The organism is Salipiger aestuarii (genome assembly GCF_003259905.1).
GTDB lineage: Bacteria > Pseudomonadota > Alphaproteobacteria > Rhodobacterales > Rhodobacteraceae > Salipiger > Salipiger aestuarii.
Map to the genome: position 1 here is coordinate 1 of NZ_QLMG01000056.1, position 24,952 is coordinate 24,952.

Consider the following 24,952-nt stretch of genomic DNA (forward strand, 5'->3'; position numbering starts at 1 on the left):
GGGACGACGCCACGGTCAAGGATGGCGAGGGCGCAACGGCGCGCGTCATGCGCCCCACCCCAGGGTCCCGCTGCCGGTCTCTTCGTTGTTCGGGATCCGGCCAAGCAGGTCCCGACGCACCGGGGGAAGTGTTACGGCGCGGATGCCGAAGCTCGCCGGGCCCGTGGCCGGAGGGCGCTTGCGCCAGCAGCGATAGTCCTGCCAGCCATGCTTGCGGGCTTGCCATTCGCCATCGCCACCATGAAGATAGGCCGCAGGCCGGTGGACGGGATCGCCGACGTGGCCATGGTGTTTCAGGTTTACGCGCCGTCCCCGCATATGACCGTGGGCGCTGCCGCCAGCTTGGTGCTGAAGACGCGTATCCAGAACTCGCGCCTGCACGCGCTGCCTTGGCCGTCTATGTCACCTGCAATCAGACCGGGGCGATGACGCTTGCCGACAGGGTCGTCTTCCCGCGGTTGGGGGCATCGGGCCTGCCGATAGAGCGGGGCGCGCGCCCATCGGCACGGGCTACGATCCGGCGTGCTGCATTACTTTGGCGCGCAGACCGGTCGGCACCCCGGCTTGGTTTCGCGGAAACGATGAGCCCTTGCAGCCGTCGGGCGCAGGGGCATGATGGGGCGACGCCAATTCCGGAGCCCCGATGAAATTCCTTCACCTTGCCGATCTGCATCTGGACAGCCCCCTGCGCGCCCAGGCCGCGCGCAACCCGGATATGGGGGCGGCGCTTCGCGATGCCTCGCGCCGGGTGCTGTCACGGATCGTGGACAAGGCGGTCGAACACCGGGTGGATGCGGTGCTGTTCGCGGGCGACACATTTGATTCGGGGGTGGCGGATGTGGCGGCGCGGGCGGCGCTGGCGGCTGCGGTGGCGCGTCTGGATGCGGCCGGGATTGCGTCGGTTCTGATTCAGGGCAACCACGACGCGCTGCTTGACCTCGGGCGCTTTGGCCCGATGAAGGGGCTGACCCAGCTGACACCGGAAAACCCGACGCTGCGGCTGGGCGACGCCTCGTTTCACGGCTTGGGTTTTTCTGCGCCGCACATGCCCGAAAGCCTGCTGCCGCGCTATCCCGCGCCCGAACCCGGGCGATGGAACATCGGACTGATGCACAGCTCGCTGGACGGGGCGTCGGGCCACGACCCTTATGCGCCCTGCGCGCTGTCAGCCTTGCTGGGCCATGGCTACGATTACTGGGCGCTGGGGCATATCCACAAGCGCGCCGAACACCGGGGCGAGCGCGGCCTTGCGGTGATGCCCGGCATACCGCAAGGCCGCAGCGTGCGCGAAACCGACGGCGGATCGGTGACGCTGGTCGACCTTGATCTGAACGGCGTGCGCGCCACGCCGCTGCCGGTCGAACTGTTGCGCTTTGCCCGTCTGCCGGTGCCGCTGACCGGGGCCAATGATGCGGCTGCGCGCAGGGACGCGATGCGCCGCGCGCTGGACAGCGCGATGACACCGGGCGTGTTGCTGGCGGCGCGGCTGGACTTGACGGGCGGCGCGGCCGACATCGGCGACATCCGCTTTGCGACGGCGCAGGCGCAGGATCTGGCGTCCGAGCTTGACGGTGTGTTCATCGAGGCGGTGCGCCCGCATCTCGCCCATGCCGCCCGCCCCGACGGCGCGGCCGGCGATCTGGCACAGCTGATGCGCGAGGATGCCGCGACCCCAGGGTTTCGCGATCAGGCGCGGGCGGCGCTGGCCGACTGGCGCACCGCGCTGCCGCGCGACATTGCGGATCTACTGGATGACGACCGTCTGGATGCGCTGATCGACGAGGGTGTCGAGACGATGGCCCTGCGTCTGGGCGGGGGGGGCGAGACATGAGGCTGCGCCGTCTGGACCTGATCCGCTACGGGCGCTTCGAAGACCGCGTTCTTGACTTTGGCGAGGCCGGGGACGGCCCCGATGTCACGTTGGTGTTCGGCGAAAACGAGGCGGGCAAAAGCACCGCGTTTTCCGCCTGGCTCGACCTGCTCTACGGCTTGCCGCTTCAGCATCCCTACGATTTCCGGTTTTCCCGAAACGAACTGATGGTGGGCGCGGTGCTCGACACCCCGGATGGCCCGCTGACCCTGCGGCGAACCGGCAAGCGCCACGGCTCGCTGACGGATGAGGCGGGCCGTGAGGTCGATGAGGCGCGCCTTGCGGGGCTGCTGCACGGGCTTGACCGGGATGCCTTTCGCACGCGGTTTTCGCTGGATGACGAGACTCTGCGGCGCGGCGGCAAAGACATCGCGGATGCGCGGGGCGATCTGGGGCAGCTGCTGCACGCGGGGTCTTCGGGGCTTTCGGGTTTGACCGAAACGCTGGCCGAGGCCGCGCGGGAGATGGATGAATTTCACAAGCCCCGCGCGCGTAAGACCACGCTTGCCCAAACCAGGGCGGAACTGGCGCGGCTGGACGCGGCGATGGCGCAGGCGCGTCTCGATCCGCGCGATTACGATCGCCTGCGCCAGAACGTGACCGAAACGCAGGCCCGCTACGATGCCGCGTCTCAGGCGCAGGCCGATGCCACCCGCGCGCTGGCCCTGCGCAAGGCGGCGGATGCCCGGCGCGCGCTTGCCGGACAGATCGACCGGATCGACACCGATCTGCAGGCCTTTCCCCGTGGGCCGGATCTGCCCGCCGATGCGCTGTCGGGGGTGCGGGTGGCGGCGGCGGCGATCCGTGCCGCACGCCACGCCCAGGCCGAGGCGCAGACCGCCGAAGCCGCCGCGACCGACGCGCTGGCGGGGCTGACGCCGGACCCCGCCGGGGTTGAGGCAGCGGCCCTTGCCGCCGAAATCGGCGCGGCGGAGTTCGAAGACGGCACGCTGCTTGTCACCCGCGTGCTTGCAGCCGAACCGGACGTGGACAAGCTGGCCAAAGATCTGCACGACACCCGCGACGCGGCGGCGGCGCTGGCACAGACCCTTGGCGGGCCGGGCGCCGCGCCCGAAACGGTGGCCTTGTCGCGCGCCGCGCTCGCCACGCTGCGCGAGGCCGCCGAATCCGCACGGGTCGCCGCGCGCGACAGCGACCGCGCCATCGCCGCGCTGGCGGATGCCGAGGCCCGGCTTGGGCCCGTCGAAACCCTGCCGGACGGTTGGCAACGCCTGGGCGACGCGCTTGATGCCCTGCCCGAGGATCCCGCGCCGTTGCGCGACGCCGCGGCGCAGGCCACGGCGGACGCGGCCCGCCTTGCGGCGGGATTGCCGCCCGGATGGGACACGCTGGCGGCGGCGGGCCTGCCGGTCGCTGCCGAACTGCGCCAGATCGAAACCGACGCGCACAGCGCCACCGCCGCGATGGCCGAAGCGCGGGACCGGCTGCAAGAGGCTCGCGACGCGCATGCCGATGCACAGGCGCGCCGCACCGCCGAAGGCCAGCTTGGCGCGGTCGTCACCGATGCCGAAATCGCCGCCACGCGGGCGCGGCGCGATGCGCTTTGGGCCGAGCACAGCGCGCGGCTGTCGGCCCAGACCGCCGGCGCGTTCGAGACGTCGATGCTGGCCGACGACTCCACGCGCGCACGTCACGCGGCCACCATGGAACAGCGTGCGCTGCTGGGCCGGCTTGGCGTCGAAATCGATACGCTGGCCGCGCGGGTGGCGCGGCGCGAGGCAAGCGCGGCCAGCGCCGCCGCCACGGCGCGCGACGTTGCCGCCCGTGCCAGCGGCATGGCGGCGCGGCTTGGGCTGCCCGAAGGGACCGCGCCCGCCGCCTTCGCACCGCGCTGCGATGCGTTGCGCGTTGCGCTGGATGCGGCCCTGGCCGCCACCGCCGCCGGGCGCAGCCTTGATACCGCCCGGCGCGCACATGAGGCCGCGCTTGACGCCGTCCTTGCCGCAGCCTTGCCGCTGGCGCCGACCGCGCCCACGCTTCCCGAGGCGCGCCGGCTGCGGGCTGACCTTGAGGCAAGCGCTGCGCGCATCGCGCAGCGGGAAAAGGCGGGAACGCTTGTCGCGGATCTGCGCAAGACCTGCGAGGCGTCAGGGCGCGCCAAGACCGCCGCGCAGGCGGGCTACGCGCAAGCCGTGTCGGGGTTATGGTGCGAAACGCTTGCGCCCCCCGAACTGCTGGCCCGTCTGGACGAGGTCGCCCGCCTGCGCGAAATGCTGGACGATGCGCGCGGCCTTGCCCGCAGGGTGGGGCAGATGCAAAGCGCTCTGCGCGGGTTCGATATGCGGGCAGGGGCGCTGCGCAAGGTGCTTGATCTGCCCGACGCCGGACCGACCGAGCTGCTGCGCGAGGCGGCCCGGCGCGGCAGCGAAGCCGAGCGCATCCAGCGTGAAACCGCGGCGGCGCGCGACCGCCAGACGCGCGCCCGCGCCGACGCCGACACCCAGGGCCGCCTGATCGCCGCCGCGCGGGCCGACATTGCCCGCCTGCTCGACGGTCAGGCGCTGCCCGAGGACGCCGACCCGGAAACCCAGGCACAGCACCTGGCCGCCCGCGATGCGCTGCGTGCCCGCCGTCGCGACGCCGAGCGTCAGCGCGACGCGCTGGCGGCGGATCACGATGCGCGTGCGCTTGCGCTGGAAGAAGCGGATGCCGACTCCGCCCGCAGCGTGCATCTTGCCGATGCGCTTGAGGCGGCGCGCACCGACCGCGACGCCGCCCTTGAAACCCGCGCCGAGGCGCGCCAGGCGCTGGACGCCGCCTTGCGCCGCACCGGCGCCGCCGAGCTGGCCCAGACGCGCGCGGCGCTGTTGGAGACGCTGCGCGAACAGGCCCGTGGCGCGGTGCTGGCGCGCGTCGGACTGATGGCCGCGCAGGGCGCGCTGTCGCGCCTGCGTGAGGATCGTCGCGGGCCGATGCTGACCGCTGCGCAGCACGCCTTTGCCACCGTCACCGGCGGCGAATGGCCCCGGCTGGAAACCCGCCCCGGCGGCACCGGCGAGCAGCTGGTCGGGGTGCGCCACGACCGCAAGGTGCCGGCCGATGCGATGTCGACTGGCACCCGCGCGCAATTGTATCTTGCGCTGCGCATCGCGGGGCACGCGGATTTCACCCGCCGCTTTGGGCCGCTGCCCTTTGTGACCGACGACATCCTTGAAACGTTTGATGACACGCGCGCCGCCGCCACGCTGGAAATGACGGCCGGTATGGGTCAGTTGGGCCAGGCGATCATGTTCACCCACCACGCGCATCTGGTCGCGCTCGCGCGCGAGCGGATTGCGGGGCTGCGGGTGATCGCGCTGGACTAGCCGGCGGTCGAGGCGCGGATCACCAGCAGCGGGTCGGAGGCGTGCAGCACCGGCGCGCTGCCGGTTTCGATCACCTTGATCAGGGCTGCGGTGGCGATCTGCGCGACCTCTTCCAGACCCAGGTTCAGCGCGGTCAGGGGTGGGGTCTCGCTGCGGCCGCGAAAACCGTCGTAACGCGTGGCAAGGTGCATGTCGCCGGGCACCGACAGGCCCACCTGACGCAGCGCCGCCATCGCCCCCGATGCCATGGCGTCGATCGGGGCCAGTACACCGTCCAGCGGCAGACCCGCGTCCAGATCGCCCAGCACCGCCGCCGCCGCGCCGCGTTCGGAATAGACCTCGGGCACCACATGCACGCGGGCGGTCAGCCCGGCCCCGGCCATCATCCGTTCATAGGTCTGGCGGAACGCCAGGTTCGACGGGCGCCTGCTTTGTCCGACGATCAGGGGCATGTGTCGTGTTCCGGCATCCAGCATGTGCGCGATCAGCATCTCGGCCATGCCGGCGTAATCGAACCGCACGCCGGGGCCGGGGGCGCCCTCGCCAAGGCCGATCATCAGCGTCGGGGTCCCCCGGTCGTGCAGATTGGCCAGAGTGGCGTCATCCTCTTCGGGTTCGATCATCAGCATGCCGTCAAAGGGCCGGCTGGACAGCACGGTGCTGGCCTCGGCGATGGGAGGCACCAGCATGAGCGCCAGTTGTGTTCCAGCGCCGACACCGCCACCGAGGCCGCGATTTCCATCAGAAAGCCGAGCCGCGCCGATCCGGGCGCCATCGCGGACGGCATCGACGAATAGATCGCGAGCGTATTCGCGCGCCTGGTCCGCATTCCCCGCGCGGCAAGATTGGGCACATAACCCAGTTCCCGGATCGCCTTGTCGATCCGCGCGCGCGTTTGCGAATTGACCTTGCGCTTGCCGCTGATTGCGTTCGAAACAGTGCCCGCCGACACGCCCGCAGCACTTGCAACATCCACCACCGTTACCCGCCGCCGAGGGCGCCTTAGCTGTTCCACCATGCGCAGCCTGCCCGGTTTGCGTGCCCTCACGCCCATCTTATGCGCGCTTTCCGGACAGGGGGAAGGATGTTCGCCCCAGCGTATCAGTAAAACATTTTACACCAGCGCGCACTTTGAGGAGCGATTGTTAAAGCGCTTTATTCGCGCGGTGGGTCAATGATGAATACCACCGCGGAGCTGTTGCCGATGGATGAACCGTTCGGCGCGCTGGATGCCCGGAGTCCCGGACGCCCGGATGCGCATCGTCATGCACGACCTGTCGCTGCGGGCCCGGCGCAAGCATCGCGCCACGGTGCTGTTCGCGACCCGTGACGTGGACGACGCCGTGCTACTGGCCGACGACATCCGCGTCATGAGCCAGGCTCCGGGGCGGTTGATCCGCCACCACGCGCTCTCGCAATCGGGGGATGCGTTGTCGCGCGTTTGCGACGACATTCTTGGGCTGTTGCGCCCGGCGCCCCCGGTGTCCGAAGACCTCCCCATCCGAACGGTCCGCCGTGAAACTGATCGCGTCCACCACCTTCGCGACCCCGGTCCCCGTTCTGGCCGTCGCCGGACCACTGACCTTTGCCTCGCCCCGGACCCGCAGACCCCGCAGGTTGATATCGCCATCGAAAAGGGCGATTTCGACGATGCCGGGTTGGATGTGGAACTCGCGGCCTTCCGCACCGGGTGCGAAGGCTTCGAGGCGATGATCGGTGGCCAGGTCGACGTGACCTTCATGGCGGGATTTCCCGCCGCCGTCGGCGCGCTGCCCGGGTTGGAATTTGCCATCGTCGGCGACCTGGCGCGTTTCACCGGCAGCGGGGGATCGTCGATGCCGCGCCCGGCACCGTGACCGGCCTGGCGGATCTTGCGGGCAAGCGCATCGGCACCGCCGTCCGAACCAGGGTGAGCGGCGATCTCGTCACCGTGTTGTCCGGGGCAGGGGTGCAGGCCGAGGCGATCGGGGGGTCCCCCGATCTGGTGCCGGTGCTGGCGCGCGGCAACCTTGTTACCACCGCCACTTCCCCGGCCTTTGCGGCGCCGCCCGCGACAGGCCGGGCGCCGATTACGCTGAACTGCGTTTGCCGGGTTATGAGATGCACTTCATTCTTGCCGCGCCCGCCGGAGATGACTGGCGCGCGGACGGACACGCGCGATGCATTCATGGCGGCCCTGGCCGCGCCGGGCGCGGTGTCATTGCCCTGAAACGTCAGCCTGAAACATCACCGCCCGGACGACGCTCGGCGCCCCCGGCAAACCCCGCCGCTGCAGCGGCCAGATGCGCCGAGGCGGCCACACCGTCGATCAGCACCACGCCGGTCCGCGCCGCCAGAGGCGCGGTCAGCGGCGCCATCCCGGCACAGCCCAGCACCACCGCGCCCGCGCCCTCATCCCGCGCGCGGGCGATCTCGTGGCTCAGGCGGTCCAGCACCGCTGCGCCGCCTTCGTCGATGGTCAGCACCGGCAGCCCCGAGGCGCGCACCGAAACGCAGCGCGCCGCAAATCCCCCACGCGCGATGTTGTGCTCGATCACCGGCACCGACACGGCAAGCGAGGTCACCACCGAAAACCGCCGCCCCATCAGCCCGGCCATCACATAGGCCGACTGCCCGATGCCCAGCACGGGGAACGGCACGCGCGCCTGCGCTTCTTCCAGACCGGTGTCGTCGAAACACGCGATCACGGCGGCATCCGCATCGGCGCGCGACAGCAGATCAAGCACGCCGGGAATGGCCGCAGCGCCGTCTTGGGCGCCCTGGATCGCCATCGGGCCGGTCGCGTTGGTCTCGCCGCTGATCCGCGCGCCCGGCAGGGCCGCCCGCGCCGCCGCGACGATGGCGCCGGTCATCGACACGGTGGCGTTGGGATTGACGTACAGCAGCCGCATTCACACGCCCTTGCCCGCATCCGACCCGAGGCGCTCGCGGCGCCTGGCCATGCCCCAGCCCGCCAGCAGGAACACCCCGATGATGCCCAGCGAAAACAGCGTGGTCAGCGTGCCCAGCGCATAGATCACCGGGGTCGTCACGTTGGTGGTCATCCCGAAGATTTCAAGCGGCAGGGTGTTGTAGCTGCCCGAGGTCAGCAGCGTGCGCGCGAATTCGTCATAGCTGAGGGTAAAGCCGAACAGCGCCACCCCGATCAGCGACGGCGCGATGATCGGCAGCACCACATACCGGATGGTCTGCCAGGCACTGGCGCCCTGATCGCGCGCGGCCTCTTCGAAGCTGCGGTCGAAACGGTTGAACACCGCGAACATGATCAGCAGGCCGAAGGGCAGCGTCCAGGTCAGTTGCGACCCGAACCCGCTGGTCGCCCAATGCACCCGCAGCCCCAGTTGCTGAAAGATCAGCCCCACGCCCAGCGACACGAGGATCGACGGAATCACCAGCGAGGTGATGGCCAGATAAAACAGCAGCGCCGATCCGGCGAACCGCTTTCGAAACGCCAGCCCCGCCATCACCGACACCACCACGGTGGTGACCATCACAAGCAACCCCAGCGCCAGACTGCGTCGGAAGGCGCCCCAGATGTCCCCCACCGCCTGCTGTTCGAACAGGTCCCGGAACCAGTGCAACGACACGCCGTTCATCGGAAAGGTCAGCCCCCCCTGCGGCCCCTGAAAGCTCAGGATGCCGATGGTCACGGTGGGACCGTAAAGAAACAACACGAACAGCGCGAAAAACACCGCCAGCACATAAAAACTCCGAGGGCGTCTTTTCATGGCTCACAGCTCCTTTCGGATGTTCACGAAACGCAGCAGAACCGCGATGATCAACAACACCGTGGCCAGCAACACCACGGCTGTGGCGGCGGCGGACGGGTATTGCAACAGTGCGATATCGTTGGAAATCAGCCGCCCCACATTGGCCTTCTGCGACCCGCTCATGAACCGCACAGTGATGAAATCGCCCATCACCAGCGTCACGACAAAGATGGTGCCGATCATGATGCCGGGCTTGGTCAGCGGCAGGATCACATGACGCAATGTCTGCGCGCCGCTCGCCCCATTGTCGCGCGCCGCCTCCAGCAAGGCCGGGTCGATCCTCATCATCGTGTTGAAGATCGGCACCACCATGAACAGCGTATACAGATGCACGAATGCCAGGATCACCGCGAAATCCGAATACAGCAACCAGTCCAGCGGCGCATCGGTCACGCCCCAGTTCTGCAAGGCGGTGTTGGCAATGCCGTTGCGCCCCAGAAATGGGATCCACGAAATCATCCGAATGATGTTCGATGTCCAGAACGGGATCGTGCACAGCAAGAACAGCGCGATCTGCATGGTTTGCGACCGCACATGAAAGGCCAGGAAATACGCGACGGTAAAGCCGATCGCCAGCGTCAACGCCCAGGTGATCAGCGCATATTTAAAGGTCGCCAGAAACACCTTGTAGGTCACGGGCGAGCCGAACAGAAAGGCGTAGTTGTCCAGCTGAAAGGCCGGGTAGATCGAAAATTCCGTCGCCCCCCAGAAACTGACCACCACGATCATCGCAATCGGCGCAACAAGAAAGCACAACAGCACCAGCGTTAGCGGCGCCGCCTGCATCCACCCCAAAAGAGCGCGTCGTCCGATCATTGCGCCAATCCTCTCAGCATGTTCCGCCTCTTCATCTTGCCAAGTAAACTCTCAGGGGGTCGGGGGGGCAGAATGCCCCCCGGCGGGTCGGCGCGGAACGCGGCGAAACACCATGAAACAGGGCGTCGGGACGCTGAACAGTCCGGCGTCAGGACGCGATGAATTCGTTCCACTTGCGCACCATGTACTGGTTCTCGTCCATCACCGCGTTCCAGCACGCGACCGATCCCATACGGTCATAGAACGAGCCGCCGTCGCGCACGTCTCCGGCCTGCGCCAGCACGTCACCGAAGGGCGATGCGATCTCGTCGGTCGCAGGCTTGCCCTCGAACCAGTAGCCCCATTCATTGGCGGACATGTGGTCTTTCGACGTTTCGGGAACGGCCGAATAGTAGCCCTGGCGCATCAAGAACCCACCGACCCAGCCAGACAGATACCAGTTGATGTATTCATAGGCCGCGTCAAGCTCGAGCCCGCTCAAGGATTTCGACAGGCCGATGCCGCCGCCCCAGGACCGATAGCCCTCTTCCAGCGGCTGGTAGACGCAAGGGATGCCGCGCGACTTGACAGCGGTGATCGCGGGCGACCACATCGACTGGATCACCACCTCGCCGGACGCCATCAGGTTGACGCTCTCGTCGAAGGATTTCCAAAAGGCGCGGAACTGGCCGTTCTGCTTGGCTTCAGTGAAGATCGCAAAGGTCTTGTCGATCTCCTCTCGGGTCATGTTGCCCTTGTCGCCATACTGGATCTCGCCCATGGATTCGCAGACCATGGCCATGTCCATGATCCCGATCGACGAAATATCCAGGATCGAGGCCTTGCCCTTGAACTCGGGGTTCAGCAGCTCGGACCAGTTGTTGATCGGCCGCCCGATCAGGTCGGGGCGGATGCCCAGCGTGTCGGCGTTGTAGATGGTCGGGATCAGCGTCATCCACTCGGTGGGCTCGTCGGCAAAGCTGGTGGCGCCCGGCTCGGGGATAAAACCCACGGTATGCGGCGCGGTGCCCTGCGCGATTTCCGACTCTGGCGTCAGCCGGCCGTCCTTGAACAGGCCGACGATCTTGTCGTAATTGGCGATCTTGCCGGTGTCCATCGCCTGAAGGTTGCCAGTCGGCCAGACCTTCTTGCAGATCCAGTATTCGATGTCGGCGATGTCGAAACTGTCGGGCTGGGTCGCCGCGCGCTGGGTCACGCTGTCGGAATCCAGCGCCGTCATTTCCAGCGTGAAGCCCAGATCTTCCTTCACCTTCTGGCCGACCTCGTTAAGGTTGGACACGCCGGTGCCGAACTGGCGCAGGGTCACGTCCTTGATTTCCTGCGCCCAGACCATCGGCGCGGGCAGGGCCGATGCCGCCACGGCGGCTGCGCCGCCTTTCAGCATGGATCGGCGGCTGTATCTCATCTTCGACATCATGTGGTGTCTCCCCGTTATATGTCTCTTACGCTTGCAGACGGTTGGCCCGTCCTTCGTCCCAGGACAGGCGCACGGCCTCGCCAGGGTTTTTCGGCGCCGCAAAGAACGCCTCTTCGGGCAACAGGGCGAGCAGCTCTTCGCCGCTGTCCAGCGCGGCGGTCATCGCGACCGACGCGCCCTGATATTCCACCGCCGTCACCGTGGCGGGCAGACCTGTATCCGTCAGGCCGGGTTCGATCAGGCGCACCTCGTCGGCGCGAAACGACAACTTGCCCGAAGCGGTGGCAATCACGTTGTGGCCGCCCATGAACCGCGCGACGAATTCGGTGCGCGGTCGCGCCCAGACCTCGCGGGCGGGGCCGGCCTGTTCGATCACCGCGTTGTTCATCACCACCACTTCGTCGGCCAGCGCCAGCGCCTCGTCCTGGCCGTGGGTGACATGGATGAACGGAATGCCCAGTTCGCGCTGCAGCTTCTTCAGTTCGGCGCGCATCCGGATGCGCAGGAACGGGTCAAGCGCTGAAAGAGGCTCGTCCAGCAGCAGCACCTTGGGGTCCGTCACCAGCGCACGGGCCAGGGCCACGCGCTGCTGCTGGCCGCCCGACAGCTGGGCGGGCAGGCGGTCCGCGAGGGCGCCCATGTCGACCAGTTCCAGCATGCTGTCGGCGCGGGCGTGGCGGGCGGCCTTGTCGACGCCTTTCATCCGCAGCGAAAAGGCGACGTTGTCGCGCACGGAAAGGTGGGGAAACAGCGCATAGCTTTGAAACATCATCGCGGTGCCGCGCCGCGCCGGGGGCAGATGCGAGATATCCTGCCCGCCCAGCAGGATGGACCCGTCGCTGACCTCTTCGTGCCCGGCGATCATGCGCAGCGTGGTCGACTTGCCGCAGCCCGATGGGCCCAGCAGGCAGACATAGGCGCCCGTGGGGAACCTGTGGTTGATGTCCGCGACCGCCACGGTATTGCCGTAGCGTTTGGTCAGATGCACAAGTTCCAGATCGTTGCCCGTGGCCATGACGCCCCCCGTTCGCGCTTGCTGACCCGACGCTGGCCCCGGCGCGGGGCCTGTGTCAGTCGAAACCGCGCGGTCGGCAGGCTGGAAACACCGAATGCCCGTTTTTTGCGCAGTTTCATCCCGTGTTTGCGCGAAATGGTGCACATGATTGTATACAACATCGGCCACGATCCTGCCGCGCCGCGCCGCGCTTGCCCTTCGCCGGGTGCGCGATAGGATTCGGGGCAGAAAAGGATCGCCCGAATGACCGAGATACAGCCCAAGTCCGGAACGGCCGACACCGTCGCCGAGTCGCTGGAACGCGCCATCCATGAACATCGCCTGCCCCCCGGCACCAAGCTCGGCGAAGACGAGCTGTCCGAAATCTATGGCGTCAGCCGCACCCGGATCCGGGCCGCGCTTCAGGCGTTGTCGCATCGCCGGTTGGTGGAACACCAACGCAACCGGGGGGCCTTTGTCGCACAACCCACGGTGCGCGAGGCACACGAGGTGTTCGAGGCGCGCGCTCTTCTGGAACCGCGCACCGCGCGTTCGGCGGCGATCCGCATGACCGATGCACATGTTACCGCGTTGCAGGCCCATATAGATGCCGAACATGCGGCGCTGCACGCGGGCGAAAGCGGGCGTGCGCTGTCGCTGTCCGGAGAATTTCATATCGAGATCGCCCGCATCGCCGACCAATCCACCATCGAGGCCATCGTCCAGCAGCTTGTGGTGCGGTCATCCCTTATCATCGCGCTGTACTGGCGCCGCCGCGCCGCGCTGTGCGAAAGCCATGCGCATGGCGCGCTGATCGACGCGTTCGCCGCCCGCGACGGCGCCCTGGCCGAGGAACTGATGGCCCACCACCTGCTTGACCTCGTTACCTCGCTTGACCTGCGCAACCAAAGCTCGCAGCCCGGCTCGCTGAAGGCGGCGCTGGCATGATCCGTCACAGGCAGATCGCAAGCGAACAAGAGCTGGCACAGGTGCTGGACTGGGCCGCCGACGAAGGGTGGAATCCCGGTCTGTCCGATGCGGCGGCGTTCCTGGCCGCCGATCCCGGCGGATTTTTTGCGGCGAGCCATGGGCCGGATCCGGTGGCGGCCATCGCCGTGGTGAATCACTCCGACGACATGGCCTTTCTGGGCCTGTACCTGTGCCGGGCCGCATACCGGGGCCGGGGCATCGGTTACGACCTGTGGCGCCATGCGCTGGCCCATGCGGGCGCGCGCACGGTCGGGTTGGACGGGGTGGCCGCGCAACAGGATAATTACGCCCGCTCGGGCTTTGTGCGGGCAGGGGCGACGCGACGGTTCGAAGGGTCGCTGGAGCCCGCGCGCGACGGGGCGGTTTCGCTTCTGCGGCCCGGTGACTTCGACGCCGTCAGCGCGCTTGATGCCAGGGCGTGCGGCTATGCGCGCCCGGCCTTTCTGCGCGCCTGGCTGGACGGGACGCGCGACCGGGTGAGCGTGCGCAGCGACACCGGCTTTGCCACCGCGCGGCTGTGCGGCGACGGCATCAAGATCGGCCCGATCGTGGCGCCGACGCCCGGAGCGGCGCTGACGCTTGCCCGTGCGGCGCTGGCGGAGCTGCCTGCGGGCACGGCGATAGTCGACCTGCCGGACCACGCCACCGGGTTCGAGGCGTTGCTGCGCGCGGCCGGCTTTGTCGAAACCTTCGCCACGGCCCGCATGTATCGCGGCGCGGCGCCCGGCACATCCGCGAGCCAGCACGCGATTGCGACGATGGAACTGGGCTGAAGGGGGCGCCTCACGTTGCCGTGAGGTTGCGAGTCGAGGTCTGGCACAAATCCTGACAAAATGACTATGGTACTTTGCGGGGATATCCCCCCAAGCGTTGACGTGACCCAGCGCGCCAGACCCGAATGCCGTCGGGCGGGGGCGGCGCGTGTGTGTCTTCGGACCGGCGTGCTTTTCCCGACCGCCAAATCCGAAGGACGACCCGATGACCACCGCCACGCACGATTCCCCCCGCATCACGCGCCAGCGTCACGCGCTGGTCCGCCGCGCGCTGACCGTATCGCGCAGCACGCGGCTGACGCCAAAGATGATTCGCCTTGCCCTGACGGGCCCCGAGCTGGCGGGATTCACCAGCGCCGCACCCGACGATCATTTCAAGCTGTTCGTGCCGGACGGGCAGGGCGGACAGGCGGGCCGCGATTACACCCCGCGCGGCTATGACGGCGCTGAGCTGATCGTCGATGTCTACGACCATCCGGGCGGCCCGGCCGCCGATTGGGGGCGCAGCGCGCAGGTGGGCGACACCGTCACCATCGGCGGTCCGCGCGGATCCGTGATCGTCGACGGCGACATCGGCCACTGGCTGCTGATCGGCGACGAAACCGCCATCCCCGCCATCGCCCGCCGTCTCGAAGAGCTGCCCGATGGCAGCAGGGCCACCGCGATCATCGCCATCGAGGGCCCTGTCGAGGAACAGCCCTTGCCCACGAAGGCCGTACTTGACGCGATCTGGGTCCACCGCCCGGCAACGGCGTCGGCAGATGCCGCGCCGCTTGTCGATGTTCTGCCCAAGACGCTGCCTGACCGCTGTTTTGCCTGGATCGCCGCCGAAGCTGGCGTCGCGCGCGCCCTGCGCGAGGCGCTGCTGGTGCAGGGGCATCCGCTGCCCTGGCTCAAGGCGGCGGGCTATTGGGTCCGGGACGCGCCCTCCGCGGTGTGAGATCTTGCCGCGCGGGCGGGATCGCCTCCGGCGGGAGTTTTTCGGGCAAGATGAAGCAGGGGCGCGCCGTGCCCCCGGTTTCGCGGTTCCAAGGGGCGCGCGCGCCGGAGAGGACTGACATGCCGGATTGGCGCCTGCGCCGGGCGCGGGACCGGAGGCCATCGGAAATCGAAAGCGTTTCATGCCGCCGGATCGGGCGCGGCGGGGGCGGTTCGGCTTGCCGGTTCCGGCGATCTGTGTCGCGGATCATGTTTAGGCGGGGGCGTTCCGCACGGGCGCGGGCGCCGGCCTTTTGGCTTTTGAAAGGTGGCGGTTCACAGCGGCGATGAAAGAGCCGTGCCACTCCCGTGGGACGGGCGCAATTTTTCCATCGAACGCGGGTATGACCGGCATTTTCCTGTCGGTGGCGCTGGCGGCGGGCGGTGGGCACGAGGTTTGCTTGCGCCTGTGGTGGCAGCAAAAGGGCCACCCTGTTGGACGCGATGCGCGCAGGATGCGCGGCAGCGAAGTCCAAGGCAGCGGTGTGGTCACGCGACAAGATACCTAAAACTCGACACGCATTCAGCCGAAGAGACACATTTCGGTTCCAATTCCAACACCGCTCAGCCGACCGCCACTGATTTGGTCTGTGTGAACCGGCATCCCCCGGCGCGTATCGCGGGGCCGCCAGCCGATTTCGGCCGGTGGTGCGTGCCTGACGGCCCGAGCCGCAATCCGGCGCCGACGAAACCCGCAGACAGGAGGCGGTGCGATGAGCGATCAGTCGAATATCCAGCCTCCGGCCCTTGCGGGGGCGGTGGGCGATGAGCTGGCGCCCGGCACCGCGCTGTGCGGCGGTCAGTACACCATCGAGAAATACCTCAACTGCGGCGGCTTTGGCATCACCTATCTTGCGCGTGACAGCCTTGGGCGCAAGCTGGTGATCAAGGAGTGCTTTCCCAACGCCATCTGCTGGCGCACCGACGCGACGGTGCGCCTGCGCTCGCACAGCTACCAGACCGATTTCGGCCAGGCGGTCGATCTGTTCAAGAAAGAGGCGCGGGCGCTGGCGGCGCTGGATCATCCCAATATCGTCGGTGTTCACCAGATATTCGAGGCCAATGGCACCGCTTACATGGCCCTGGATTTCGTCGAAGGGCTGGATCTGCTGGACCTGTCGCACAGGCATCCCGAACTGCGCTCGCCCGCCGCCGTCAGCGAACTGGCCGGGATCCTGCTGGAGGCGCTGGCCTATGTGCATCGCAGCGGCATCCTGCACCGCGACATTTCTCCCGACAACATCCTGCTGGACACCTCGGGCACGCCGGTTCTGATCGATTTCGGGGCGGCGCGGCAGGGGGCCACCATGGCCAGCCGCATCCTGTCGCGGGTCTATACCGTCAAGGATGGCTATTCGCCGCAGGAATTCTATTTCGCCGGCAGCGCCCAGTCGGCGGCGTCGGATCTGTATGCGCTCGCGGCGACGCTTGTGCACCTGATCGACGGCAATCCGCCGCCCAACAGCTCGCTTCGCCTGGCGGCAGTGGCCGAGGGTCGCCCCGACCCCTATCTGCCGCTTTCGGGGCGCTTTGCGGCCCACGACCCGGCGTTGCTGGCGTCGATCGACCGCTGCATGAGCCTGTTTTCCCGCGACCGCCTGCCCACTGCCGACGCCTGGCTTGACGTCTTGCGCGGCAAGGCGGCGCTGGAGGGGCGCGGTCCCGGCGCGGCGCGCACCATGCACATCGCGCCCGCCGTGCTGGATACGCAGACCACCGCGGCCATCGCGGCGCTGGTGAAGGAAAACCACAAGGTGGTCGCGCAGGCAGGCGCGGCAACGGCCATTGTCCGCTGCGAAGACGCCGCCGAGCGCGCCCGCGAAGAGGCCAGGCGCGAAGAAGAGCGTGATTACTGGGCAATTCTTAACGAAGACCCGGCACACTGGCGCGACAGTTCGGCCAAGTCGACGACTGCGCGCGGCGCCGTGGCTGACAACGATGCGCCGGATCGCCGCCACAGGCTGTCGCTTGCGGCGCTGTTTGGCTGGATGCGCCCGAGGGCGCGAATCGACAAGATCATCTGACGGAAGGCGAGCGGAAAATGCTGGGGTTCAAGGGGCGGATCGCAAAGCGGCGTACATCGGCCGAGGCCGGGGGGCGGGCCGAGGCCGTGGGTGCGAACGCGCGGAGCGTGGAAACCGGGCGCGCGTGCGACGGCGAATCCGACGCCGGGGCACGACAGGTGGTTTCCGCCATGCGCTTTCAGACGGAAGCGCCCGGCGCCGATGCGGGCGGGACCGCGGCCGTGCCCGTCACGCCGCCGCCGGGCCAACCGCGCGCTCCGGGAGACGCTCCGCAGGCGACTTTGTGCACGCAAGATGATCGCAATCTGCAAACCATCCGCGCCGGTCTGTCGCATGTGCCCGGCCCGGACCAGACCCGGCACGCGCCGGTACCGCCCACCATGGAAAGCGCGCGTCCACATACGCCGGCACCCTCATGCGCGCTGCGCATATGGGACATGGACCCGGTGCCACCCGCGACCGCCGCCACAGCCCATTCGGGGGCGGTGCTGGCGCGCTGCGCCGAGGCGCCGACCGGGGGGCGCGATCATCCGCACACGTCCGCATCGCACAGGCAGGACCAGACCCATCACGACCAGACCCATCCGGCCTTTCGTGCGGACCCCCGCACCAGCGCGCAGCGCATCGCTTCGCACCCCGTACGCGCACGCACCCGCCTTTTGGGATTTCACGGCGACGCCGCGCCCGATGTCGTTGCCGACCAGCCCGCGGCGCCGAGTGCCGCGGCACCGCGCTTTCCGATTGGCTGGCTTGTCGTGGTTGACGGTCCGGGGCGCGGCGCAAGCTTTACCCTGACCACCGGGCTGTCGAGCATCGGGCGCGACGCGGGCCAGACGGTCAGCCTTGATTTCGGCGATGACGCCATCTCGCGTGAGGGGCATATGTCCATCGCCCATGACCATCAGGACGGGCGCACCTGGGTGGGCCATGGCGGCAAGGCCAATATCGTACGTCTGAACGACCGCCCCTTGCTGACGACCGAGGAATTGCATGGCGGCGACATCCTGCGCATCGGCAAGACGCTGCTGCGCTATGTGGCGCTGTGCGATCAGGGGTTTTCGTGGGGACAGGAGATTTCGTCACCGCAGGGCAATCCGGGGGCGGGCGATGCCTGACCTCGTGGCCGATGCCGCCCTGGCGCAGGACATCGGGTGCCGCGCGCGCCAGGAAGACGCCGCCATCGCCCATTTCGGCTGCGGCGCCGCCAGCGGCATTGCTGTGTTGTCCGACGGCATGGGCGGGCATGACGATGGCGACCTTGCCGGGCGTATCATCGCCGGCGAGATGTTCGCGGACCTGTTTTTGTCCGACACCCGCCGCGACCTGCTGCACCACGATGCCAGGGCGGTGTTCGGGTCGGCGCTGGGAAACGCCAACCGCAAGCTTCAGCATCATATCCATCAGGGGCATCTGTCGGAAAACACCGGCGGGACGCTGGTGTCGCTGATCGTGTCCGGGGATCATGCGCGCTGGCTTTCGGTGGGCGACAGCCCGCTGTGGTTGCTGCGCGACGGCACGCTGACTCGCCTGAACGAGAACCATTCCATGGCCCCCCAGCTTGATCTTATGCTCGCCGCCGGTGAGATTGATGCGCAAAGCGCGCGGAGCCATGCTGGCCGCAGCGCGTTGACCTCGGCCGTGACGGGGGGCAGCATCGCGCGCATAGATTGCCCCGATACTCCGCTTGCGCTGCGCGCGGGCGATCTGTTGTTGCTGGCCAGTGACGGGATCGAAACGCTGGATGGCGACAGCCTGCGCAACCTGCTGCACAAGTGGCGCCACAAGCCTGCGTCCGACATCGCCGGGACGCTGTTGGCGGCGGTCGCGGGCACCAGGCGCGCCGATCAGGACAACACCTCGGTGGTGGTGATCCGGATGCGGGCGCCCCGGGCCCCGACCGCCGGGTTTGCGCAACGTCTGTGCGCGGCAATGGGCCGGTGTCCGCGTCGGTTCGAGCGGGCCCTGGCGCTGCCCGGCACAGAGGGGGCAGGCCGATGACCGGGGCGTCGGATGTCATGCGGGTGACAGCGCGGCTGCGGGCCTTGCAGGGCGTGCCGGGCGTATCGCCACGGCTGGCGGCGAATTGCGCCGCGCTGGCCGCGCGTCTGGGCGAGCCGGTGCGCATCGGGCTGTTCGGACTGCCGGGCGCGGGCAAGCTGGCGCTTCTTGACGCGCTGTGCGCCAGCAGGCTTGCGCCGCTTGCGCCGTTGCCGACCCTCGAACTGGCGCACGGCCACGAGCTGCGGACCGAGGCGATACTGCCCGACGGCTCAGCAGTCCAGAGTGTGGGCCTGCCCGACGCCGATACTCTGTCCCGGGCGCCCGCGTTCTTGCGAGTGCACGCCCCCTTGCCCGCGTTGCAGGGGCGGCGCTTTCTGCTGGTCGACTGCGACGCGGACCTGCGCGAATTCGCCGCCGCGCTGGGCTGGGCGGCGCCGCGCGTGGACATTGCGCTGTGGTGCGCGCGGGGGTGGTCGGGACTGGACGCGCAGCTCTGGGGCACCGCGCCCGAAAGCCTTGCCAACCATGCCGCTCTCGTGCTCACGGGCGACGCGGCCCATGCAGGCGGGTGGCACGGCGCCGAGGGGTTCGAGGCGGTGTTCCGCGCCGACCCCGAGGGCATCGCGCGGCATCTTGACCAGACCGCTGCCGAGGCCGCGCACCACGATCTGGCTGCGGCCGAGTGGATGTTGCAGCGCCACGGCCTTGCGTCGGAACCGATTGCCAAGATGCCTGCGGGATCGGCGGTGGCCTCTGCCGCCCCGAATCCTGCACAGCGTGGTCCGTTGCCCCCGACCGCGCCCCCGACTATGCGCCCGACCATGCCCCGGGCGCTGGGCCAAACCCTGCGCCAGACCGCGCCGGAAACCCCGCCGCCAGACGCGAAGGCGGAACTGGGGCGGCTGTTCCAGTATCTTCGCGGTGCGGCCGCGCGGATCTCTGACGGGCTTGGCGATGGTCCGCTGAGCGGTGAGGCCTGTCGCGGGCTTCTGGACGCGCTGGCCGGTATCTTTGACACGCTGAGCGAAAGAGCCTCCGACCTGGACCGCGCGCAGGAAACCTGGCCCGACCTCGCGGCTGTGCTGTTCGAAGCGCAGGATATGGCGCTGTTGCTGCGGATGGAAGGCGGCGCCGAGCAGGCCGCCGACGCCGCGCGCCTGCTCTTGCAACTGAGGCACGACATGGAAGTCAGGCTCGCGGCCTGATGCCCCACCCGCAAAGGGACCCCGCATAGGGAAAGGATGAAGAGGCAGACCAAGATGACCCACACGGACAAGATCCCGCCTCCAGCCCCCGGCGCCGCCTTTGCGGCACTGGCCGGTCTGGCCGACCGGCTTGACGCATTCAATACCGAACTGGCGCAGCTTGCGGGCAGCGACGAGCGCGCCATCGCGCGGCAGGCCCGGCGCCTGCACAAGGATATCCGCGATTTCGAACCGGCGGTCACCTTCATCGGGCAGGTCAAGGCGGGCAAGACCACGCTGGTCAATGCGCTGGTGGGCTGGCCTGACCTGCTGCCTGCCGACGTCAACCCCTGGACCTCGGTGGTGACCTCGCTGCATCTGTCGCCCCAGGGCGGGCACGACGACCGCCGCTCGGCCTTTCGCTTTTTCAGCAATGACGAATGGGACGCGCTGTTGCGTCAGGGTGGGCGCGTGGGCGAGCTTGCCGCGCGCGCGGGCGCCGAGGACGAGCTGGAAAAGGTGCGCGCCCAGCTGGAACAGATGCGTAGCAAATCCCGCGCGCGGCTGGGACGGCGGTTTCAGATGCTGCTGGGCCAGACCCATGACTACGACCGCTTCGACAAGGATCTGATCGCGCGCTACGTCTGCCTTGGGGACGATTTCTGGGACGAACCGGCCCATGTCAGCGCCGTCGCGGAACATCTTGAGGCGGCGCGCGACCGCGACAGGGGTCGCTTTGCCGACATCACCAGGTCCGCCGACCTGTGGTTCGGCGCACCCGGCGTGCCGGTGGGGATGTGCATTCAGGATACGCCGGGGGTCAACGATACCTTTCTGATCCGCGAGCAGATCACCATCAACGCCCTGCGTGCCAGCCGGTTGTGCGTGATGGTGCTGTCTGCCAGTCAGGCGCTTTCGGCGGTGGATCTTGGATTGATCCGGTTGATTTCAAACGTGAAATCGCGCCAGATCGTGATCTTTGTCAACCGCATCGACGAACTGAACGACCCGGTGCGCGAGGTGCCGCAGATCCGCGACAGCATCCGTGCCACGCTGGAGCGGTTTCAGGGCCCGGTGGATGCCGAAATCCTCTTTGGTTCGGGTCACTGGGCAAGCCACGCGGTGGACGGCAGCATCGACGCGCTGGGCGATTCCAGCGCCGAGGCGCTGATGTCGTGGCTCGAAGCGCATCTTTCGGGCGATCTGGCCCGGCGGCCACCGGCGGAAATCATCTGGACCATGTCCGGCATTCCCGAACTGGGCCGCGCCATCTGCGAACGTATCGAAAACGATGCCGGTGCGGCGCTTGAAACCGCTGTTGGCACGGGCTTGCGCAACCTGCGTGCGGGTGTGGCGGCGCGCGCGGCGCGTCTGGATGCGCAGATGATCGGCGCGCGGGTGCCCCCTGGTTGCGCGCTTGATCCGGACGAGATCGAGGCGCGTTTTGCCGCCATCGCCGACCGCGCCCTGGGCCATCTGGAACAGCGGATGCACGCGGTACAGGACACCTTTGCCAGCCGCACCGAATCTGCGCGCCTCACGTTTCTGGGGCGCGCCACCGCGTCGCTGGCGCGGCATTTCGAAGCCCAGGGCGAAAACCAGGTCTGGAGCTATGATCCCTCGGGCCTGCGGATGCTGTTGCGCACCGCCTACAAGGTTTTTGTGCACGGCGCCGGCAAGGCGGGGGGCGAGGCGCTGGATGGCGCCGCCACCGAAATCGACGCGCTGTTTCGCGAGGTGTTCGATCTGCCGACCGATGCGCCCGGTATCACGCCACCGCCGCTGCCGGACCCTGCCGCGCCGATGTCGCTGGGCCAGACCATCGCGCTTGATCTCAAGGGCAGCTGGTGGCGGCAGTTCTGGCGCCGTCGCAAAGGGTATCGGGCCATGGCCGAAGACTTTGCCAGCCTCATTCACGAGGAAACCGCCCCCGTGGTCGAGGCGCTGCGCCGCGACTGCGCCGACCCCTATGTATGCGCGCTGCGCGGTGTCCTGGTCGATTTCATCGCCGCGCAGCGCGACCTGATTCTTGGCCTGTCCGAAGCCTCCACCGATCAACAAAAGCTGAGGTCCGCATCATGATCGTCGATCCCCCCCGCAAGCCTCGCATCGCCCTGATGGGGGAATTCAGCGCCGGAAAAAGCACCCTGGCCAATCTGTTGCTGGAACAGGACAGCTCTCCCGTTCAGGTCACGGCAACGCAGCTGCCGCCGATCTGGTACACGCTGGGCACCGGGCAGGCCGAACGCGTGCTGACCAGCGGCGCCACCGAGCCGATTTCGCTGACCGACTGGGCCACCGCCGATCCTGCCAACACCGAGATGATCCGCGTCGGCATCGAAGCCGATCTGCTTTATGCCGTCGATCTGGTGGACATGCCCGGCACGTCCGACCCCTGCATGACGACCGACACCTGGTCGCGGGTGCTGCCGCTGGTGGACATGGTGATCTGGTGCACGCCCGCCAATCAGGCGTGGCGGCAATCCGAAGCGGCGATGTGGGAACAGGTGCGTCCCGAACTTTGGCAAAGCAGCCTGCTGCTGGTGACCCGCATGGACAAGATGCAAAGCGAACTCGACCGCCGCCGCGTGCTGTCGCGGGTGCGCGCCGAGGCGGGGGCGATGTTCCGCGACGTGCTGCCGATCGCGTTGCCCGCCGCCATCGCCGGGCGAAACGATTCCGAGGCGCTGGAAGATACCGGCGCGGGGGCGCTGATGCGCGTTCTGGAAAGCGCGCTCGACGCGGCGGGCGGGCTGTGCGACGCGGCCGCGTTTCCCGCCGCACCCGACACCGCCAGCGCGGCGGGCACGACGCTGACACGCAAGATCGTGCCGCGCCGCATCGAAAGGCGCGCCGTGCCGCGGCGGGAACGACCGCAGGCCGGGATGGCCTGAACCGGGTGAATTTCCGCTGAGTTAAATCGGTTTTAACCGTGCCTGTGGCATTCGGAACGCCGGAGGCGGCCCGAATGACCAGAACCACCCTTGCCGATGTTCGCGCTGCGGTGCCCGGCTGTGAACTCGCGGCGCTGTTCGATCTTGGAGCGCGCACCGTGTTGTTGTCCGACAGCGCGGTGCGGTTGGGGCAGGAACATCTTGATGTGCTCGAAGCCGAGGCGCGGCGGATCTTCGATGCGGGCGCCGTGGCGCCGGTGATGGTGGCCGGACCGCGCGGGTTGCGGGTGTTCCTTCTGGCCCCCGGCCCGTCGCCCGAGGCGCTTTGCTGCCTGCTTGCGCCGGGGGCCGATGCCAGCGGGGTCGCCGATGCCGCAAGGGCGGTCTTTGCCGCTGCCGGGGCCGGCGAATGACCGCGCCACCCGTCGGCGCCGATCTGCGCAGCCTTCTTGACCGGGCGGCGGCGCACGGGCTTGCGGCGCCGGTTGCCCATCACGCGGCCTGCGCCGAGGATGCTCTGGGCCATGCCGTGCAGGCGGTGCGCGGCTGTATCTTGCCCCGCCGTCTGACGCTGGCGCTGGACGGCTCTCCGGTGATCGACCTGCTGGCGGCGGGGGGGCGTTTGCTTGGGCTTGAGCAAGCGACGGGAGGCGGGGCTGAAGGTGATCCGCGCAGCGATACGGCGACATCCGTGGCGGAGCTGCTGCGTGGGCGATTGACGGGGGGGCTGGTGACCGTAACCTCGCTGCCGCTGGACCGTGCGATCGACGCGTCACACACCGGAATCGCGGCCAGCGATCTTTACGCCGCATTGGGTCTTGCGCCGATGGATCACAGCGCAGACGCGCGGCGCGCCGCCTTGCTGGCGGCGGCCGATGACGTGATCATCGCGGTGCTGTCCGCGACCGACCCGCCAGAACTCACGCCAGAAATCACGCCAGTACTCATGTCAGAATCTGGCGCTCGGGTGCCGCCAGACGTGCTGGATTGCGTCGGCGGCTGGCTTGCGCCCGGCGGCCTGGCCCACAGGCTCGGTCGCGACGAACTGATGGTCCTTGCCCTGGACGAACCGCCGCTGGGCATCGGGCTGCTTGTCACCGGCGGCACTCCCGAGGCGCTGATCTTTGACGTCACCGCCTGCGCCGACCTTGCGCGGTTTTGGTCCGAGCTGACGGTGATGACAGGTGTGCTGCCAGAATCCGACCCGCCCCACCCTGCGCCCTAGGTGTTTAGTCCCGGCATCTGGTGGATCGGATTCAGGATGAATCTGTCTGGCTCCGAAGTCCAGATCTTGCAGATGTATTCGTAGGGCGTGAGGCCGCTGAGCGTCTTCAGCCTGCGTGCGAAGTTGCAGGCCGCCATGAAGTCGGCGAGGTGCGTGCACAGTTGGTCGTGGCTGTCGTAATGGTATCGTTTCACCGTCGCTTCCTTGATCGTGCGGTTCATCCGCTCGACCTGGCCATTCGTCCACGGATGGTTTGGCTTGGTCAGCCGGTGCTCAATCTCATTGGCCTTGCAGATCATGTCGAAGCGCATCTGCCGCGAATATGCTGTGTTTCGGTTGCGAGGCTGCTCGGCGAACTGGATGCCGTTGTCCGTCAGAATCGTGTGGATGCGATAGGGGACAGCCTTGAGCAGCAGTTCGAGGACCTCCCACGCTGTCTTGCGATCCGCCTTATCCGCGAGTTGCGTGACTACAAATTTGCTGGTCCGGTCAATGCCCACAAAGAGAAAGAGCTTGCCCTCCACAGTCTGAACTTCGGCGATATCGATATGAAAGAAGCCGATGGGGTAGCGCTTGACCTTCTGGCGCTTTGGTTTGTCACCCTCGACGTCCGGCAAGCGAGAGATGCCGTGCCGCTGAAGGCCAGATGGAGCGCCGACCGTGTCAGATGCGGAATCGATGGCTGAAGGG

Annotated in this window: 21 protein-coding genes and 2 pseudogenes; 15 read left to right on the forward strand and 8 right to left on the reverse strand. The window is 68.0% G+C overall.

Annotated features, from left to right (window positions below; genetic code table 11):
- Positions 1 to 643: 643 nt before the first annotated feature.
- Together ATI53_RS19775 and ATI53_RS19780 are read left to right on the forward strand one after the other, a co-directional pair.
- Complete coding sequence (locus tag ATI53_RS19775; RefSeq protein ID WP_151521381.1) at positions 644 to 1,831, forward strand: metallophosphoesterase family protein; 1,188 nt, start codon at positions 644 to 646, stop codon at positions 1,829 to 1,831.
- On the forward strand, positions 1,828 to 5,196 hold the full coding sequence (locus ATI53_RS19780) for a YhaN family protein (RefSeq protein WP_111551175.1): 3,369 nt from the start codon (positions 1,828 to 1,830) through the stop codon (positions 5,194 to 5,196). Before ATI53_RS19775 ends, ATI53_RS19780 begins: the two co-directional genes overlap by 4 nt.
- Here the strand turns inward: ATI53_RS19780 and ATI53_RS19785 are convergent.
- Both ATI53_RS19785 and ATI53_RS24085 read right to left on the reverse strand, forming a co-directional pair.
- Complete coding sequence (locus ATI53_RS19785) at positions 5,193 to 5,885, reverse strand: substrate-binding domain-containing protein (RefSeq protein ID WP_111551176.1); 693 nt, start codon at positions 5,883 to 5,885, stop codon at positions 5,193 to 5,195. The two genes, ATI53_RS19780 and ATI53_RS19785, sit on opposite strands and share 4 nt — an antisense overlap.
- A 215-nt stretch (positions 5,886 to 6,100) precedes the next feature.
- Positions 6,101 to 6,250, reverse strand: a pseudogene (locus ATI53_RS24085) (hypothetical protein); the annotation flags it as partial.
- Positions 6,251 to 6,425: 175 nt separating this feature from the next.
- On the opposite strand from ATI53_RS24085, the gene ATI53_RS23710 reads away from it, so the two are divergent.
- On the forward strand, positions 6,426 to 7,052 hold the full coding sequence (locus ATI53_RS23710) for a hypothetical protein (RefSeq protein WP_205912164.1): 627 nt from the start codon (positions 6,426 to 6,428) through the stop codon (positions 7,050 to 7,052).
- 357 nt (positions 7,053 to 7,409) lie between these two features.
- On the opposite strand, the gene ATI53_RS19805 is transcribed toward ATI53_RS23710, so the two are convergent.
- The 5 genes from ATI53_RS19805 to ATI53_RS19825 all read right to left on the reverse strand — a co-directional run bounded on the left by ATI53_RS19805 (position 7,410) and on the right by ATI53_RS19825 (position 12,214).
- Positions 7,410 to 8,087, reverse strand: a complete 678-nt coding sequence (locus tag ATI53_RS19805) for an aspartate/glutamate racemase family protein (protein ID WP_009502772.1) — start codon at positions 8,085 to 8,087, stop codon at positions 7,410 to 7,412.
- The gene (locus ATI53_RS19810; RefSeq protein WP_111551178.1) at positions 8,088 to 8,924 is read right to left on the reverse strand and encodes an ABC transporter permease; all 837 of its coding nucleotides are present in this window, start codon (positions 8,922 to 8,924) and stop codon (positions 8,088 to 8,090) included.
- A 3-nt stretch (positions 8,925 to 8,927) separates the two neighbouring features.
- Positions 8,928 to 9,782: an ABC transporter permease gene (locus ATI53_RS19815; protein WP_009502774.1), complete on the reverse strand. Its 855-nt coding sequence runs from the start codon at positions 9,780 to 9,782 to the stop codon at positions 8,928 to 8,930.
- Between the two features lie 148 nt (positions 9,783 to 9,930).
- Positions 9,931 to 11,196: an ABC transporter substrate-binding protein gene (locus ATI53_RS19820; protein WP_034451463.1), complete on the reverse strand. Its 1,266-nt coding sequence runs from the start codon at positions 11,194 to 11,196 to the stop codon at positions 9,931 to 9,933.
- 28 nt (positions 11,197 to 11,224) lie between these two features.
- Positions 11,225 to 12,214, reverse strand: a complete 990-nt coding sequence (locus ATI53_RS19825; protein ID WP_009502776.1) for an ABC transporter ATP-binding protein — start codon at positions 12,212 to 12,214, stop codon at positions 11,225 to 11,227.
- A gap of 243 nt (positions 12,215 to 12,457) precedes the next feature.
- Here ATI53_RS19825 and ATI53_RS19830 point away from each other — a divergent pair, with 243 nt between their 5' ends.
- From ATI53_RS19830 to ATI53_RS19875, 12 genes are all read left to right on the forward strand, one after another.
- Positions 12,458 to 13,141 (forward strand): GntR family transcriptional regulator, encoded by a 684-nt coding sequence (locus tag ATI53_RS19830; protein WP_009502778.1) that lies wholly within the window; start codon positions 12,458 to 12,460, stop codon positions 13,139 to 13,141.
- A complete protein-coding gene (locus ATI53_RS19835) occupies positions 13,138 to 13,956 on the forward strand; it encodes a GNAT family N-acetyltransferase (RefSeq protein WP_009502779.1) in 819 nt (272 codons plus the stop codon). Before ATI53_RS19830 ends, ATI53_RS19835 begins: the two co-directional genes overlap by 4 nt.
- Positions 13,957 to 14,161: 205 nt before the next feature.
- Positions 14,162 to 14,896, forward strand: coding sequence for a siderophore-interacting protein (locus ATI53_RS19840; protein WP_111551179.1), 735 nt, complete (start codon positions 14,162 to 14,164; stop codon positions 14,894 to 14,896).
- Positions 14,897 to 15,278: 382 nt separating this feature from the next.
- Complete coding sequence (locus ATI53_RS23715; RefSeq protein ID WP_170290417.1) at positions 15,279 to 15,443, forward strand: hypothetical protein; 165 nt, start codon at positions 15,279 to 15,281, stop codon at positions 15,441 to 15,443.
- Between the two features lie 204 nt (positions 15,444 to 15,647).
- Positions 15,648 to 16,958 (forward strand): serine/threonine-protein kinase, encoded by a 1,311-nt coding sequence (locus ATI53_RS19845; protein WP_111551180.1) that lies wholly within the window; start codon positions 15,648 to 15,650, stop codon positions 16,956 to 16,958.
- Between the two features lie 17 nt (positions 16,959 to 16,975).
- On the forward strand, positions 16,976 to 18,073 hold the full coding sequence (locus tag ATI53_RS23455) for an FHA domain-containing protein (RefSeq protein ID WP_170134629.1): 1,098 nt from the start codon (positions 16,976 to 16,978) through the stop codon (positions 18,071 to 18,073).
- Positions 18,066 to 18,956, forward strand: coding sequence for a PP2C family protein-serine/threonine phosphatase (locus tag ATI53_RS19850; RefSeq protein WP_170134630.1), 891 nt, complete (start codon positions 18,066 to 18,068; stop codon positions 18,954 to 18,956). The genes ATI53_RS23455 and ATI53_RS19850 overlap by 8 nt, the downstream gene beginning before the upstream one ends.
- On the forward strand, positions 18,953 to 20,164 hold the full coding sequence (locus ATI53_RS19855; RefSeq protein ID WP_111551182.1) for a hypothetical protein: 1,212 nt from the start codon (positions 18,953 to 18,955) through the stop codon (positions 20,162 to 20,164). Before ATI53_RS19850 ends, ATI53_RS19855 begins: the two co-directional genes overlap by 4 nt.
- A gap of 54 nt (positions 20,165 to 20,218) precedes the next feature.
- Positions 20,219 to 22,225, forward strand: a complete 2,007-nt coding sequence (locus ATI53_RS19860; RefSeq protein WP_170134631.1) for a dynamin family protein — start codon at positions 20,219 to 20,221, stop codon at positions 22,223 to 22,225.
- The gene (locus ATI53_RS19865) at positions 22,222 to 23,037 is read left to right on the forward strand and encodes a dynamin family protein (protein WP_009502786.1); all 816 of its coding nucleotides are present in this window, start codon (positions 22,222 to 22,224) and stop codon (positions 23,035 to 23,037) included. The genes ATI53_RS19860 and ATI53_RS19865 overlap by 4 nt, the downstream gene beginning before the upstream one ends.
- A 74-nt stretch (positions 23,038 to 23,111) precedes the next feature.
- Positions 23,112 to 23,450 carry a hypothetical protein gene (locus ATI53_RS19870; protein WP_111551184.1) on the forward strand — a complete coding sequence of 113 codons (339 nt, stop codon included), beginning with the start codon at positions 23,112 to 23,114 and terminating at the stop codon, positions 23,448 to 23,450.
- Positions 23,447 to 24,262, forward strand: a complete 816-nt coding sequence (locus tag ATI53_RS19875) for a hypothetical protein (protein ID WP_111551185.1) — start codon at positions 23,447 to 23,449, stop codon at positions 24,260 to 24,262. The genes ATI53_RS19870 and ATI53_RS19875 overlap by 4 nt, the downstream gene beginning before the upstream one ends.
- On the opposite strand, the pseudogene ATI53_RS19880 reads toward ATI53_RS19875, so the two are convergent.
- Positions 24,259 to 24,952 (reverse strand): annotated as a pseudogene (locus tag ATI53_RS19880) (DDE-type integrase/transposase/recombinase); the annotation flags it as partial. The gene ATI53_RS19875 and the pseudogene ATI53_RS19880 overlap by 4 nt on opposite strands.

Coding starts and splice junctions, on each gene's coding strand:
- ATI53_RS19775 (WP_151521381.1), top strand. CDS start 644: ATGAAATTCCTTCACCTTGCCGATCTGCATCTGGACAGCCCCCTGCGC.
- ATI53_RS19780 (WP_111551175.1), top strand. CDS start 1,828: ATGAGGCTGCGCCGTCTGGACCTGATCCGCTACGGGCGCTTCGAAGAC.
- ATI53_RS19785 (WP_111551176.1), bottom strand. CDS start 5,885: ATGCTGGTGCCTCCCATCGCCGAGGCCAGCACCGTGCTGTCCAGCCGG.
- ATI53_RS23710 (WP_205912164.1), top strand. CDS start 6,426: ATGCCCGGAGTCCCGGACGCCCGGATGCGCATCGTCATGCACGACCTG.
- ATI53_RS19805 (WP_009502772.1), bottom strand. CDS start 8,087: ATGCGGCTGCTGTACGTCAATCCCAACGCCACCGTGTCGATGACCGGC.
- ATI53_RS19810 (WP_111551178.1), bottom strand. CDS start 8,924: ATGAAAAGACGCCCTCGGAGTTTTTATGTGCTGGCGGTGTTTTTCGCG.
- ATI53_RS19815 (WP_009502774.1), bottom strand. CDS start 9,782: ATGATCGGACGACGCGCTCTTTTGGGGTGGATGCAGGCGGCGCCGCTA.
- ATI53_RS19820 (WP_034451463.1), bottom strand. CDS start 11,196: ATGTCGAAGATGAGATACAGCCGCCGATCCATGCTGAAAGGCGGCGCA.
- ATI53_RS19825 (WP_009502776.1), bottom strand. CDS start 12,214: ATGGCCACGGGCAACGATCTGGAACTTGTGCATCTGACCAAACGCTAC.
- ATI53_RS19830 (WP_009502778.1), top strand. CDS start 12,458: ATGACCGAGATACAGCCCAAGTCCGGAACGGCCGACACCGTCGCCGAG.
- ATI53_RS19835 (WP_009502779.1), top strand. CDS start 13,138: ATGATCCGTCACAGGCAGATCGCAAGCGAACAAGAGCTGGCACAGGTG.
- ATI53_RS19840 (WP_111551179.1), top strand. CDS start 14,162: ATGACCACCGCCACGCACGATTCCCCCCGCATCACGCGCCAGCGTCAC.
- ATI53_RS23715 (WP_170290417.1), top strand. CDS start 15,279: ATGACCGGCATTTTCCTGTCGGTGGCGCTGGCGGCGGGCGGTGGGCAC.
- ATI53_RS19845 (WP_111551180.1), top strand. CDS start 15,648: ATGAGCGATCAGTCGAATATCCAGCCTCCGGCCCTTGCGGGGGCGGTG.
- ATI53_RS23455 (WP_170134629.1), top strand. CDS start 16,976: ATGCTGGGGTTCAAGGGGCGGATCGCAAAGCGGCGTACATCGGCCGAG.
- ATI53_RS19850 (WP_170134630.1), top strand. CDS start 18,066: ATGCCTGACCTCGTGGCCGATGCCGCCCTGGCGCAGGACATCGGGTGC.
- ATI53_RS19855 (WP_111551182.1), top strand. CDS start 18,953: ATGACCGGGGCGTCGGATGTCATGCGGGTGACAGCGCGGCTGCGGGCC.
- ATI53_RS19860 (WP_170134631.1), top strand. CDS start 20,219: ATGACCCACACGGACAAGATCCCGCCTCCAGCCCCCGGCGCCGCCTTT.
- ATI53_RS19865 (WP_009502786.1), top strand. CDS start 22,222: ATGATCGTCGATCCCCCCCGCAAGCCTCGCATCGCCCTGATGGGGGAA.
- ATI53_RS19870 (WP_111551184.1), top strand. CDS start 23,112: ATGACCAGAACCACCCTTGCCGATGTTCGCGCTGCGGTGCCCGGCTGT.
- ATI53_RS19875 (WP_111551185.1), top strand. CDS start 23,447: ATGACCGCGCCACCCGTCGGCGCCGATCTGCGCAGCCTTCTTGACCGG.